General features: G+C 64.0%; 11 protein-coding genes. 3 read left to right on the top strand and 8 right to left on the bottom strand.

The genetic code is table 11. The annotated features are described in order from the left end of the window. Positions 1-60 precede the first annotated feature (60 nt). A complete protein-coding gene (locus RTH46_RS24250; protein ID WP_178125866.1) occupies positions 61-957 on the top strand; it encodes a GlxA family transcriptional regulator in 897 nt (298 codons plus the stop codon). A gap of 88 nt (positions 958-1,045) precedes the next feature. Here RTH46_RS24250 and zapE read toward each other — a convergent pair whose 3' ends face one another. From zapE to RTH46_RS24265, 3 genes are all read right to left on the bottom strand, one after another. Next, a complete protein-coding gene (zapE, locus tag RTH46_RS24255; protein WP_153788242.1) occupies positions 1,046-2,140 on the bottom strand; it encodes a cell division protein ZapE in 1,095 nt (364 codons plus the stop codon). A 195-nt stretch (positions 2,141-2,335) separates the two neighbouring features. Continuing rightward, complete coding sequence (locus RTH46_RS24260) at positions 2,336-3,685, bottom strand: tryptophan--tRNA ligase (RefSeq protein ID WP_316906820.1); 1,350 nt, start codon at positions 3,683-3,685, stop codon at positions 2,336-2,338. A 24-nt stretch (positions 3,686-3,709) separates the two neighbouring features. Next, the gene (locus RTH46_RS24265; RefSeq protein WP_279845148.1) at positions 3,710-4,345 is read right to left on the bottom strand and encodes an alpha/beta hydrolase; all 636 of its coding nucleotides are present in this window, start codon (positions 4,343-4,345) and stop codon (positions 3,710-3,712) included. A 135-nt stretch (positions 4,346-4,480) separates the two neighbouring features. Between RTH46_RS24265 and RTH46_RS24270 the strand changes: the two genes are divergently transcribed. Continuing rightward, positions 4,481-4,918: a YhcB family protein gene (locus tag RTH46_RS24270; RefSeq protein ID WP_110991640.1), complete on the top strand. Its 438-nt coding sequence runs from the start codon at positions 4,481-4,483 to the stop codon at positions 4,916-4,918. Between the two features lie 141 nt (positions 4,919-5,059). Here RTH46_RS24270 and mdeB read toward each other — a convergent pair whose 3' ends face one another. Both mdeB and RTH46_RS24280 read right to left on the bottom strand, forming a co-directional pair. Then, the gene (gene mdeB, locus RTH46_RS24275) at positions 5,060-7,738 is read right to left on the bottom strand and encodes an alpha-ketoglutarate dehydrogenase (protein WP_316906821.1); all 2,679 of its coding nucleotides are present in this window, start codon (positions 7,736-7,738) and stop codon (positions 5,060-5,062) included. Positions 7,739-7,774: 36 nt separating this feature from the next. Next, entirely contained in the window at positions 7,775-8,971 is a 1,197-nt protein-coding gene (locus RTH46_RS24280) for a methionine gamma-lyase (RefSeq protein WP_110991642.1), read from the bottom strand. 127 nt (positions 8,972-9,098) lie between these two features. On the opposite strand from RTH46_RS24280, the gene RTH46_RS24285 reads away from it, so the two are divergent. Next, a complete protein-coding gene (locus RTH46_RS24285; protein ID WP_153788248.1) occupies positions 9,099-9,578 on the top strand; it encodes an Lrp/AsnC family transcriptional regulator in 480 nt (159 codons plus the stop codon). Positions 9,579-9,774: 196 nt separating this feature from the next. Here the strand turns inward: RTH46_RS24285 and cysN are convergent, their stop codons facing one another. The 3 genes from cysN to RTH46_RS24300 all read right to left on the bottom strand — a co-directional run bounded on the left by cysN (position 9,775) and on the right by RTH46_RS24300 (position 13,582). Further along, positions 9,775-11,676, bottom strand: a complete 1,902-nt coding sequence (gene cysN, locus RTH46_RS24290) for a sulfate adenylyltransferase subunit CysN (RefSeq protein ID WP_316906822.1) — start codon at positions 11,674-11,676, stop codon at positions 9,775-9,777. A gap of 16 nt (positions 11,677-11,692) precedes the next feature. Beyond that, positions 11,693-12,610 (bottom strand): sulfate adenylyltransferase subunit CysD, encoded by a 918-nt coding sequence (gene cysD / locus RTH46_RS24295; RefSeq protein ID WP_110991645.1) that lies wholly within the window; start codon positions 12,608-12,610, stop codon positions 11,693-11,695. Between the two features lie 213 nt (positions 12,611-12,823). Next, the gene (locus tag RTH46_RS24300; RefSeq protein ID WP_153788249.1) at positions 12,824-13,582 is read right to left on the bottom strand and encodes a Nif3-like dinuclear metal center hexameric protein; all 759 of its coding nucleotides are present in this window, start codon (positions 13,580-13,582) and stop codon (positions 12,824-12,826) included. Positions 13,583-13,757 lie beyond the last annotated feature (175 nt).

The raw sequence follows: 13,757 nt of genomic DNA on the forward strand, positions 1-13,757 counted from the left end.
ATCCTGGCCATTGATAAAGTGTTCGCTTCGACACTGATGCAGGCCAAGGACTTCTTCCACCTGGCCAGCCTGCGCTACAGCAAGCAACTGGGCCTCGGCCTGCAGCCGATGTTCGAGATCGCCCTGGTGAGCCCGGACGGCCTGCCCGTGGACAGTTTCAGCAATGTGCAACTGCCGGTCGACAGCGGCCTGAACGATGCCGATGTGATCATCCTCCCGGCCTTCTGGGACGATTTCGACAACCTGCTGCAACGCTACCCGCAGGTCTTGCCCTGGCTGCGTGCGCAGCACGCCCGCGGCGCCGTGCTGTGTGCCGAGGCCAGCGGCGTGTTCTGGCTGGCCGAGTCCGGGCTGCTGGACGGCAAGGAGGCGACCACCTACTGGCGCTTCTTCGGCAGCTTCGAGGAGCGCTTCCCCAAGGTGCGGCTGAACCAGGACAAGCACCTGACCGACGCCGACAACCTCTACTGTGCCGGTGGCACCACCTCGGCCTGTGACCTGTACATCTACCTGATCGAGCGTTTCTGCGGCGCCAACGTGGCCCGTGCAGTGGCCCGCGACATCCTCTACGAAGTGCAGCGCAGCTACACGCCCGGGCGTATGGGCTTTGGTGGGCAGAAACTGCACCAGGACCTGATCATCCTGCAGATCCAGCACTGGCTCGAAGAGCACTTCGCCGACAAGTTCCGCTTCGAGGACGTGGCCCGCAACCACGGCATGAGCATCCGCAACTTCATGCGCCGCTTCCAGAGCGCCACCGGTGACAAGCCGCTGCACTACCTGCAGCGCCTGCGCATCGAGACCGCCAAGGGCTTGCTGTCGAGCTCGCGCAAGAGCATCAAGACCATCAGCTATGAGGTGGGGTACGACGACGCGAGCTTCTTCGCGCGCTTGTTCCGCCAGCACACCGAACTGTCGCCTAACCAGTATCGCCAGCAGTTCATGCAGGAAGCCTGAAACGCATCGCGGGGCAAGCCCGCTCCCACGATCTGGACTGACTCCAGTCGTGGGAACGGGCTTGCCCCGCGATGCTTTGCCGCCTTGTTTAGGGCTTGTGCGCCCGCGCCAGGAACTCGTGGGACTGCATCTCAAGCAGGCGGCTCAACGTACGCTGGAACTCGAAGCTCAGGCGCCCGCCGGTATACAGGTCTTTCAGCTCCACCTCAGCCGAGATGATCAGCTTCACGTTACGGTCGTAAAACTCGTCGACCATGTTGATGAAGCGCCGGGCGATGTCGTCGGTCGCCACGCCCATCTGCTCGACGTTGCTCAGCAGCACGGCATGGAAGATCTTGCCCAGCTCGATGTAGTCGTTCTGGCTGCGCGGGCCGTCGCACAGGGCGCGGAAGTCGAACCAGGCGACGTCGTCGCAAGTACGCAGGGCAGTGATCGGGCGGTTCTCGATCATCAGCACGTCGTTCTCGACCGCCTGGGTGCACTCCGGCGTCAACGCCTTGAAGCTGGCACGCAGGCTTTGATGGGCGGCATCGTTGAGCGGGTAGTGGAACAGCTCGGCCTGCTCCAGGTGGCGCAGGCGATAGTCCACGCCGCTGTCGACGTTCACCACATCGGTGTACTGCTTGATCATGGCGATGGCCGGCAGGAAGCGCGCACGCTGCAAGCCGTCCTTGTACAGGCCGTCCGGCACGATGTTGGAGGTGGCCACCAGCGACACACCGTTCTTGAACAGCTCTTCCATCAGGGTGCCGAGGATCATCGCATCGGTGATGTCGGAGACGAAGAATTCGTCGAAGCAGATCACCCGGGCTTCATCGCTGAAACGCTTGGCGATGATGGTCAGCGGGTTCTTCTCGCCCTTGAGGGTTTTCATCTCCTCGTGCACACGCTTCATGAAGCGGTGGAAGTGCGTGCGCATCTTCTGCTTGAACGGCAGCGCCTCGTAGAAGGTGTCGACCAGGTAGGTCTTGCCTCGCCCTACCCCACCCCAGAAGTACAGGCCCTTGACCGGGGTCTGCTCCTTCTTGCCGAACAGCTTGCCGAACATGCCCGGCTTGTTGTTCTGCGCCTGTACCAGGTCGTCGTACAGACGCTGCAGGTGACGCACCGCAGTTTCCTGCGCCGCGTCATGGAAGAAGTCGGGGCGTTTCAGATCGGCTTGATAGCGTTCTAAGGGAGTCATAATTCGTTAGCGAGGCAACAAAAAACGGGCCGTCACTGTAGCGACCGGCCCGCTTAATGGCAATGATACATGCGACCAATGCGCGCAGGACTCAACCTCGTGGGAGCGGGCTTGCCCCGCGATGGCGTCGGCAAACAACGCTTGGTTGCATGCTCCAACGCAGATCGCGGGGCAAGCCCGCTCTCACGCCCGCCTTCAATCCTGGGCGGGTTGCAGCGCTTCGCGCAGGCTCTGGACCGCCGCGTCACGGGCTTCGGCGCTGTCGAACTGCGGCCCCTCGGCTACCTGCTCGCCTTCCAGCCACAGGCTGAAGCTCAAGTCCTCGACCCGCACATTGGCCTCGCCACCTTGCTGCAGCTGCTTGCTCACCGCACCTGCGCTCTTGCCATCGGCAAAGCGGCGCGACAGCAGCAGTTGCTCACCGTCGGCGGCCAGCAGGCGGAAGCGGAAGCTGCCGTCTTCGTCGCGGAAGCTGACAAAGCGCGCGCTCTTGGCGGCCTTTTTCTTCACTTCGGTGTTGGCCTGCACGCTGGTGCGGAACGAACGCAGGCCCACCGCCTCGCGCAGCTGCTCGAGGAACGGCGTGGCGCTCTTGCGCGCCTTGGCGGCACCGGCCAGCAGGATGTCTTCCAGGTCCGACGGGCGCGAGATCAACTGGTGATAGTGATCGCGCTTCTCGGCCAACTGGCCGTCAAGCAGCTGGAACAGGCGCTGCTTGGCCTCGCCCCAGCCCAGACCCTGCAGCAGCTCTTCACGGAATTCGGCGCATTGCGCCGGCGTCGAGAAGGCCTGGAACAGGGTGAACAGGTGCGAATTGTCCGGGTCCTTGGCTTCACCCGGGGCGCGCGAGTCGGTGACGATGCGCGAGATCGCATCCTTCATGTCCTTGGCGCTGGTGAACAGCGGGATGGTGTTGTCGTAGCTCTTGGACATCTTGCGCCCGTCCAGGCCCGGCAAGGTGGCCACGCTTTCCTCGATCACCGCCTCCGGCAAGGCGAAGAAGTCCTTGCCCTGGCCGAACAGGTGGTTGAAGCGCTGGCCAATGTCGCGGGCCATCTCCACGTGCTGGATCTGGTCGCGGCCGACCGGCACCTTGTTCGCGTTGAACATCAGGATGTCGGCAGCCATCAGCACCGGATAGCTGAACAGGCCCATGGTCACGCCGGCGTCCGGGTCTTCACCGTTTTCGACGTTCTTGTCCACCGACGCCTTGTAGGCGTGGGCGCGGTTGAGCAGGCCCTTGGCGGCAACGCAGGTCAAAAGCCAGGTCAGCTCGGGGATCTCGGGGATGTCGGACTGACGGTAGAAGGTCACCTTGTCCGGGTCCAGGCCGCCGGCCAGCCAGGTGGCCGCGATCTCAAGGCGCGAACGCTGGATACGCAGCGGGTCGTCGCACTTGATCAGGGCGTGGTAGTCGGCCAGGAAATAGAACGAGTCGGCACCGGGCTGCTGGGAGGCGAGGATCGCCGGGCGGATGGCGCCGGCGTAGTTGCCCAGGTGCGGGGTGCCGGTGGTGGTGATACCGGTGAGGATGCGCGTAGTCATGGGTGTTCGCTTGTTCAGGCTTGCTCAGTTCGAAAGGCGCGGCAGCAGCAGATCCTTCAGATCGGTCAGCTTGCCATGGAAGAAGTGTCCGCATTCTGCCACTTTCAGCAGCTCATGGGGACGCGACAGGGCGGCGGACCAATCGTAGACCAGCTGCGGCTCGACCACTTCGTCGGTGTCCGGCTGCACCACAGTCAAGGTGACCCGCTCAGGCATCGGGAACTGCTCGCTCAGGCGCATCACCGCCGGGGCAATCATGAACAGCTGCTGCAGCGCGATGCCGTCGGCTTCCAGGCGCCCGGCCAGACTGGCGGCGACGAAGCCACCAAAGGAGAAGCCCATCAGCACCAACGGCAGTTGCGGGTGCTGCTCGCGCAGCCAGGCCGCGACAGCCTGGGCGTCGGCCACTTCGCCGGCGCCCATGTCATGGCTGCCGGCGCTCTGGCCGACGCCGCGGTAGTTGAAACGCAGGGTGACGTAGCCGGCGTCCCGGGCGGTACGTTGCAGGGTCGAAACCACCTTGTTGAGCATGGTGCCGCCCTGGACCGGGTTGGGGTGGCAGATCAGCACCGCGCCACGGGCATCGGCCACGTCCAGGTACAAGGCTTCCAACTGGCCGCACGGGCCATCGATGAACAAGGGTGTTTCGCGGATAAGCAAGGCACTACTCCGTGACCTCGGGGAGGGTCGACTCGTCTAGCAAAGGAATTCTGTTCTGATTTGCGATTGCTCGCGGTATACAGCGCAGGTCTGAGCCGTTAACGTAAAGCAAAGCCGTTTATAGAGGAAGGACTCGTGGAACACTCGCTCCTTGTTTGGTTGCTGCCGACCCTGGCCCTGGTCATCGGTGTCGTTGCAGGTTTCGCGCTGGCCCGCCTGCTGCCCAATGCGGCGCCCAGCAATACCCAACGCCAACTGGATGACATCCAGCAGCGATTCGACACCTATCAGAACGAAGTGGTCACCCACTTCAACAGCACCGCCTCGCTGGTGCAGAAGCTCACGCAAAGCTACCAGGACGTGCAGGACCACCTGGCCGACGGCGCCAACCGCCTGGCCCTGGACGAGCTGACCCGCCAGCGCCTGCTGGCTGCCCTGCACTCGGAAGCGGCGCAAGCACCACGTGACCGCCTCACGCCACCGAAAGACACCGCCGAAGTGCCGCGTGACTATGCGCCCAAGGCACCTAATTCGCCGGGCATGCTGGATGAGAGCTACGGCTTGAAGCGTTGATCGGATGAAGTGAAGAAGGCCTCGAAAGAGGCCTTTTTTGTGGGCGTCGCAGTCACCATCGCGGGGCAAGCCCGCTCCCACGCAGACAGGGTATGGCGTGGGAGCGGGCTTGCCCCGCGATCTGGACGGCACCGGCTAACCTCAGCGGTACCAGGCCGCCTCATCATCTACGATCGCGTACCGCGCCCTGGCCTGCCCCAATACTTCCCGCGGCAACCTTCCTTGCCGCACCAGCCCATACAACGCCGCCATCACCACCGCAAACCGATCCACCTCGAAGAACCGCCGCAGGTGCTGACGGTTATCGCTGCGGCCGAAGCCATCGGTGCCCAGGGTGATGTAAGGCGCATCGACATACTCGGCGATCAGTTGCGGCCAGGCGCGCACGTAATCACTGGCAGCGACCACAGGCGCGTCACCCGCCAGGCAGCGCCGAACATGGCTGTCCTCTGCATCTCCAGCTATTGCCGCCCGACGCTGATCCCTGGCATCCCGAGCCAGCTCACTGAAGCTGGTAACACTGAACACCTCGCTGTCGACCTGCCATTCGGTCGCCAACAGTTCACTGGCAGCGATCACCTCACGCAGGATCGCCCCCGAACCCAGCAGCCGTACCTGAGCACGCGGCGTCAATGCTTGCTGGCGTGCGTGCAGGTACATGCCACGCAACACATCGCCGTGCATGCCCGGCGGCAGCGACGGCTGTGGATAGTTTTCGTTCATGACCGCCACGTAGTGGAACTCGTCGCAGTGCTCCACCAGCATGCGCCGTGCGGCATGGTCGAGGATCACCGCCAGCTCCCCGGCGAAGCACGGATCCCAGGCCCGGCAGTTGGGCACCATCGCAGCCATGACCAGGCTCGAACCATCCTGGTGCTGCAACCCCTCCCCGCCGAGCGTGGTGCGCCCGGCAGTGGCGCCCAGCAACAGGCCACGGGCGCGCTGGTCGGCGGCGGCCCAGATCAGGTCGCCGACACGCTGGAAGCCGAACATCGAGTAATAGATGTACACCGGCAGCATCGGCTCGCCGTGCACCGCATAGGAAGTGGCGGCCGCGACCCAGGACGAGATCGCCCCGGCCTCGGTGATGCCCTCTTCCAGCAACTGGCCGTCGCGCGCCTCCTTGTACGTCAACAGCGAGCCGGCATCCTCAGGCTCGTAGCGCTGCCCCGCCGGTGAGTAGATACCGATCTGGCGGAACAGGCTGGCCATGCCGAAGGTTCGCGCCTCATCGGCGACGATCGGCACCACACGCGGCCCCAGCCCCGGTGCCTTGAGCCAGTGGCCGAGCAGGCGCACGGCGGCCATGGTGGTGGACATTTCCTTGCCGTCGGCCTGCAGGGCGAAACCCGCGAACGCATCGAGCGCCGGCAGTGGCAGCCTGGCACAGTCACTGCGGCGCACCGGCAGGGGGCCGCCAAGGGCCTCCCGGCGCTGGCGCAGGTAGACCATCTCCGGGCTGTCCTCGGCCGGACGATAGAAGCGCAGTTGCTCCACCGCCTCGTCCGACAGCGGCAGATGGAAACGATCGCGAAATGCCAACAGCGCCTGCACATCCAGCTTCTTGGCCTGGTGCGCGGTCATCCGTGACTCACCGGCGCTGCTCATGCCGTAGCCTTTCTTGGTCTTGGCCAGGATCACCGTTGGCCGCCCCTTGCACGCCTTGGCCGCGGCATAGGCCGCGTGCAGCTTGCGAAAGTCATGGCCACCGCGCTTGAGGGCATTGATCTCCTCACTGCTCATGTGCGCCACCAGGCGCTGTAAGGCCGGGTCCTGGTTGAAGAAATGCTCGAGGTTATAGCTGCCATCCTTGGCGCCCAGGTTCTGGAACTGGCCATCGGGTGTCGCCGCCAGCTGGCGCAGCAACGCGTGCTCGTGGTCGCGGGCGAACAGCGCGTCCCACTCCGAGCCCCACAGCACCTTGATCACATTCCAGCCGGCACCGCTGAACAACGCTTCCAGCTCCTGGACGATCTGGCCGTTGCCACGCACCGGGCCATCCAGGCGCTGCAGGTTGCAGTTGACGATGAAGGTCAGGTTGTCCAGCCCTTCACGGGCGGCCAGGGTCAGACCGGCGACAGACTCCGGCTCGTCCATCTCGCCGTCGCCGAATACGCCCCACACATGCCGCGCCGAGGTATCCAGCAGGCCACGATGCTGCAGGTAGCGCATGAAGCGCGCCTGGTAGATCGCACTGAGCGGGCCGATGCCCATGGAGCCGGTGGGGAATTGCCAGAAATCGGGCATCAGCCAGGGGTGTGGATAAGAGCACAGGCCATTGCCCGCGACCTCCTGGCGGTAGTTGGCCAGTTGCTGTTCGCTCAAACGCCCTTCGAGAAACGCCCGGGCGTAAATGCCCGGCGCCGAGTGCGGCTGGAAGAACACCAGGTCGCCCGTGCGCCCCTCGCCGCCGCTTTCGCCGCGGAAGAAGTGCTGGAAACCGACCTCGAAGATCTCCGCCGCCGAGGCGTAGCTGGCGATATGCCCGCCCAGCTCGCCATAGGCATGGTTGGCCCGCACCACCATGGCCAGGGCGTTCCAGCGCAGGATCCCGGTGATCCGCTCGTCCAGCTCCAGGTCGCCGGGGTAGGCCCCCTGCTGCTCCACTGGCAAGGTATTGCGGTAGGCGGAAAACGCCTGGGCCTCGCGCTCAAGGCCCAGCTCCAAGGCGTGGGCCTGCAGGCGCTGCAGCAGGTAGCGCGCCCGCGCCGGGCCGCAATGGGCCAGGCTGGATTCCAGGGCCTGGCACCATTCGGCGGTTTCCGCCGGGTCGCTGTCCAACGCGGCATCGTGGGCCGTAAACGGCGCGTTCGGGTTCATCATCGCTACCATCGCGCAAGCCTCTTCCGTGGCAGTTCAGGCACAGGCCTTCAGGGCCTGGTCGATATCGGCCAGCAAGTCGTCGATGTCTTCGAGCCCCACCGACAACCGCACCAGCCCCTCGGAAATACCATGGTGCGCCCGCTCCTCGGGCGTGTAGCTGGAGTGGGTCATGCTTGCCGGGTGCTGGGCCAGCGACTCGGCATCACCCAGGCTCACCGCCCGGCTGAACAGCTGCAAGGCATTCATGAATCGGCGCCCGGCCTCGATGCCGCCCTTGAGCTCGAAGGCGATCATCCCGCCCGGCAAGCGCATCTGCCGTTGCGCCAAGGCGTACTGAGGGAACGACGGCAGGCCCGGGTAATGGATCAGCTCGACCTGTGGCTGGCGGGCAAGGTGCTCGGCCAACCGCTGCGCGTTGGCGCAATGGCGGTCCAGGCGCAGGGCCAGGGTCTTCATGCCACGCATCAGCAGCGAGGCGTCGTGGGGCGACAGCACCGCGCCGGTCATGTCCTTGAGCCCTTGCAGGCGAATGCGGTCGACCAACGCCTTGCGCCCGACCACCAGGCCGGCGGTGATGTCGCCGTGGCCGGACAGGTATTTGGTCGCCGAGTGAACCACCAGGTCGGCGCCCAGCTCCAGAGGGCGCTGCAGATAAGGCGTGCAGTAAGTATTGTCGACCACGATGCTGATGTCGTGGCCACGCACCGCCTCGGCCACAGCGGCGATATCCACCAGCTGCATGTTGGGGTTGGCCGGGGTTTCGAAGTAGATCATCCGGGTTTTCGCGGTGATCGCGGCTTTGAGCGCCTGCGGGTCGTTGAGGTCGACATGCTGGATCTTCACACCGAACTCACCGATGCCGTGGTGCAGGTAGGCAAAGGTGCAGCCATACAGGGTGCGGCCGACGATCAGCTCATCCCCCGGGCGTAGCAGGGTCCACAAGGTGGAGGTGATGGCGCCCATGCCCGAAGCCAGTGCCAGCCCGGCCTCGCCGCCTTCGAGCGACGCCATGCGCTGCTCCAGCAAGGCCAGGGTCGGGTTGGAGATGCGGCTGTAGAAGTGCCCACCCTCCTCGCCGGCAAAGCAGGCAGCCCCGTATTCGACGGTCGGAAAAGCGAAAGTGGCGGTCTGATAGACCGGCGGCACCAGGGCGCCGCCATGGGACAGCGGATCATAGCCGTAGTGGATGGCCCGCGTGGAAAAACCGGTGTTGTTATTGGAGTCGCGCATGGCAACAGCCTCGTGTGGTTTGTTATAAGCTTATGCCACCGAGCTGGCGCATTTTTTCCAAAGTTGCCCACGCAATCGGACCAGTGTTGGAATAAAAACAATAAATGGTTAACCAGGAGGGCAAATCATGCCTTCGACCCTCGACCGCACCGACCGCGCCCTGCTCGCCGCCCTGCAGGACAACGCGCGCCTGACCGTCTCCGAACTTGCCGACCAGGTCGCCCTGACCACTTCGCCCTGCTGGCGGCGGGTCAAGTTGCTGGAGGACAACGGCTACATCACCGGCTACCAGGCCACTCTCTCGCCCAAAGCGCTGGGCTTCGGGGTGACCGCCTTCGTCAGCATCATGATGGACTCGCACACCAAAGAGATGGCCCTGGCGTTCGAACGGCGGCTGATGGAGATCCCCGAGATCGTCGCCTGCCACAATATTTCCGGGCGCTATGACTTCTTGCTGGAGATCCTGGCGCGCGATCTGGAGTCGTTCGGGGAGTTCACCCGGGAGGTGCTGCAGCGATTGCCGGGGGTGAAGGAGATCTATTCGAGTTTTTCCTACAAGGCGGTGAAGGAACGCAGAGTCATCCCCGTTTCGGAAAAGCATATTTAGCTAAAGCGTGGGAGCGGGCTTGCCCCGCGATAAAGCCAGCCCAGGCAACCGCTTCGCATGGCATGGACTGCGTCCATGATCGCGGGGCAAGCCCGCTCCCACAGTACCGCGCCGAACTCAAAACCCGCTCCCACAGGCATACCGCCCACAAAAGAAAAAACCCGCCGAAGCGGGTTTTTTCATGTACGACGACGGATCAGATCGCCCCACGCTGACGCAGCACATCCAGCACCAGCTTCACGCCTTCATCGACGCTGACCGACTGGGTGTCGATCACCAGGTCCGCATCCAGCGGCACGTCGTACGGGAAGCTCTCGCCCGGAATGTTGTCGCCACCGGCAGCGTACAGCCCCTGCGGGTCACGCTCGCGGCAGGCCAGCGGCGAGGCCTGGACGTAAACGGTCACCAGGCGCTCCTTGCCGATCAGCGCCTTGGCCTGTTCGCGGCCTTCGGCGTCCGGGGCAACGAAAGCAGCCAGGGTCAGCAGGCCGGCTTCGTTGAACTGGCGCGCCACATGGGCGGCGCGGCGCCAGTTCTCGGTGCGGCCGGCGCGGTCCTGCGGCAGGCCCTTGTTCAGGTCGTGGCGCAGGTTCTGGCCATCGAGCACGTAGACCGCACGGCCCATGTCGAACAGCTTGCGCTCGACCGCATAGGCCAGGGTGCTCTTGCCAGCACCGGAGAGGCCGCTGAACAGCACGGTGGCCGGTTGCTGGCCAAAGCGCAGGGCGCGCTCTTCGGTAGCCACGTGGGCCAGCTTGCCATGCTGGCCGGCGCTGCCGTGGGGCAGTACCGGCGGCGCGATGATCATGCCGGCGCCGACGGTGCCGTTGGTCAGGCGGTCGATGACGATGAACGCACCGGTGGTGCGGTTGCTGTCGTAACCGTCCAGAGCGATGGCGCTGTCCAGGGCGACCTTGACGCGACCGATCTCGTTCAGTTGCAGCGCGCTGGCGGCGCCCTGCTCGAGGGTGTTCACATCGACCTTGTGGGTGATGCTGGCAATCGAGCCCGGCACGTAGCTGGTGGCGCGCTTGATGTCGTATTTCTTGCCCGGGAGCATCGGCTCCTCGGCCATCCACACCAGCATGGCGTCGAACTGGTCGGTCACCTGCGGCACGTTGTCGGCATGCACCAGCAGGTCGCCACGGGAGATGTCGATCTCGTCTTCCATGGTCAGGGTCACTGCCTGGCCAGGGCCGGCGTTCTCCAGCTCACCTTCGAAGGTGACGATGGACTTGACCCGGCTGCTCTTGCCCGACGGCAGCACGACGATCTCGTCGCCCTTGTGCACCACGCCACCGGCGATGGTGCCGGCAAAGCCGCGGAAGTTCAGGTTCGGGCGGTTGACGTACTGCACCGGGAAGCGCAGGTCGGTGACATTGCGGTCGGCGGCGATCTCGACGGACTCGAGGATCTCCATCAGCACCGGGCCGGTGTACCACGACGACTGCTCGCTGCGGTTGACCACGTTGTCGCCCTTGAGCGCCGACATCGGCACGAAATGCAGGCTCGATGGCTTGAGGTTGATGCTCTCGGCGAACTTCAGGTAATCGGCCTTGATCGACTCGAAGACCTGCTCGTCGAAGCCCTTGAGGTCCATCTTGTTGACCGCGACGACGATATGCTTGATGCCCAGCAACGAAGCGATGTAGCTGTGCCGGCGGGTCTGGGTCTGCACGCCGTAGCGGGCATCGACCAGGATGATCGCCAGGTCGCAGGTCGAGGCGCCGGTGGCCATGTTGCGGGTGTACTGCTCGTGGCCCGGGGTGTCGGCGATGATGAACTTGCGCTTGGCGGTGGAGAAGTAGCGGTAGGCGACATCGATGGTGATGCCCTGCTCGCGCTCGGCCTGCAGGCCGTCCACCAGCAGCGCCAGGTCGACTTCCTCGCCAGTGGTGCCGGATTTCTTCGAGTCGCGGGTGATGGCCTCGAGGTGGTCCTCGTAGATCATCTTGGAGTCGTGCAGCAGGCGCCCGATCAGGGTGCTCTTGCCGTCGTCCACGTTGCCGCAGGTGAGGAAACGCAGCAGTTCTTTGCGCTCGTGCTGAGCCAGATAAGCGAGGATGTCTTCGCTGATCAAATCGGATTGGTGCGACATGGAGTAACCCTGAAAATTAGAAGTAGCCCTGACGTTTCTTGTCTTCCATGGAGCCTGCGCCATCGTGGTCGATGACCCGGCCCTGACGCTCGGAAGTCCGCGTCAGAAGCATTTCCTGGATGATGTCGGTCAGCGTTTCGGCTTCGGACTCGACCGCGCCCGTCAACGGGTAGCAGCCCAGGGTACGGAAACGCACTTTCTTCTTGACGATGCGCGCCTTCTCTTCTTCGGAAAGGTGCTCGAGGATGCGTTCGTCGTCGATCATGATCAGGGTGCCGTTCTTCTCGATCACTTCACGCTCGGCAGCGAAGTACAGCGGCACGATCGGGATGCCTTCGAGGTAGATGTACTGCCAGATGTCCAGCTCGGTCCAGTTGGACAGCGGGAACACACGGATCGACTCGCCCTTGTTGACCTTGCCGTTGTAGATGTTCCACAGCTCCGGGCGCTGGTTCTTCGGGTCCCAGCGGTGCTTGCTGTCGCGGAACGAGTACACGCGCTCTTTCGCGCGGGACTTCTCTTCGTCGCGGCGCGCGCCACCGAAGGCGGCGTCGAAACCATGCTTGTCCAACGCCTGTTTCAGGCCCTGGGTCTTCATGATGTCGGTGTGCTTGGAGCTGCCATGGGTGAACGGGTTGATGCCCTGCGCCACACCCTCGGGGTTGACGTGGGTGATCAGCTCCAGGCCCATCTCCTCGACCATCTTGTCGCGGAAGCTGTACATCTCCTGGAACTTCCACTGGGTGTCGACGTGCATCACCGGGAACGGCAGCTTGCCCGGGAAGAAGGCCTTGCGCGCCAGGTGCAGCATGACCGCGGAATCCTTGCCGATCGAGTACAGCATCACCGGGTTGTCGAACTCGGCGGCCACCTCGCGGATGATATGGATGCTCTCCGCCTCCAGCTGTTTCAAGTGCGTCAGATTGTCGACCATGGCTACTCACGAAAAACGATCTTATGGACGGCCTGCGGGCCGTGTTCGAGCGAGCCACTTTATCACAGCGCCTGATTCTATTTAGGAGGCCGCCTAGATCGAAACAATCTAACGATATGACTGGGGGTTTGGGCCAAAAAGCATCGCGGGGCAAGCCCGCTCCCACGCCGTCTGGTGCTGGCGTGGGAGCGGGCTTGCCCCGCGAAAGGGCCATCAGATCGGGTTCGGGCAATCGATGAACAGGTGCTCCAGGGCAAACCTCCGCGCCAGGTAATCCCCCAACGCCTGCACGCCATAACGCTCGGTGGCATGGTGCCCGGCGGCAATGAAGCTGATGCCGTTCTCGCGGGCACTGTGGAAAGTCTGCTCCGACGCCTCGCCGCTGATGAACAGGTCGACACCTGCTGCAATCGCGGTGTCGATATAGCCTTGCCCGCCCCCAGTACACCACCCCACCCGGCGGATCATCTGCTCGCCCTCGATCACCAGCGGTTCACGGCCCATGACTTCCTGCACCCGGCGGGCGAAATCACGCGCCGACAGCGGCTCGGCCAACGAACCGACCAGGCCCACTACCTTGGGGTTGTTCGGGTCCAGCGGGCCTTCGACGGTGATGTCGAGCTGGCGCGCCAACTGCACGTTGTTGCCCACTTCCGGGTGCAAGTCCAGCGGCAGGTGGTAGGCCAACAGGCTGATGTCGTGCTTGAGCAGGGTCTTCAGGCGGCGCTGCTTCATGCCGGTGATGCAAGGATTCTCACCCTTCCAGAAATAACCGTGGTGAACCAGCACCAGGTCGGCCTCGGCCTCGACGGCGGCATCGAGCAGTGCCTGACTGGCGGTGACCCCGGTAACGATACGGCTGACCTGCGGGCGGCCTTCGACCTGCAGGCCGTTGGGGCAGTAATCCTGGATTTTTGCACTGGCCAGGTAGCGCTCGGCTTCCTCGACCAGGGTATTGAGGGCGACGGCCATGAAAAATCTCCTCGAAATCGACGTTGCACCAGGGCACGAAGCCCTATAATGGCCGCCATTATGGGCCGTCACCGGCGCAGGGGAAACCGGTGACAAGTGCTTGGGGGACTCTCCCATCGCGGGGCAAGCCCGCTCCCACGCCTTCGATATCTGGCGTGGGAGCGGGCTTGCCCCG

Source organism: Pseudomonas sp. zfem004 (assembly GCF_032621715.1).
GTDB lineage: Bacteria > Pseudomonadota > Gammaproteobacteria > Pseudomonadales > Pseudomonadaceae > Aquipseudomonas > Aquipseudomonas sichuanensis.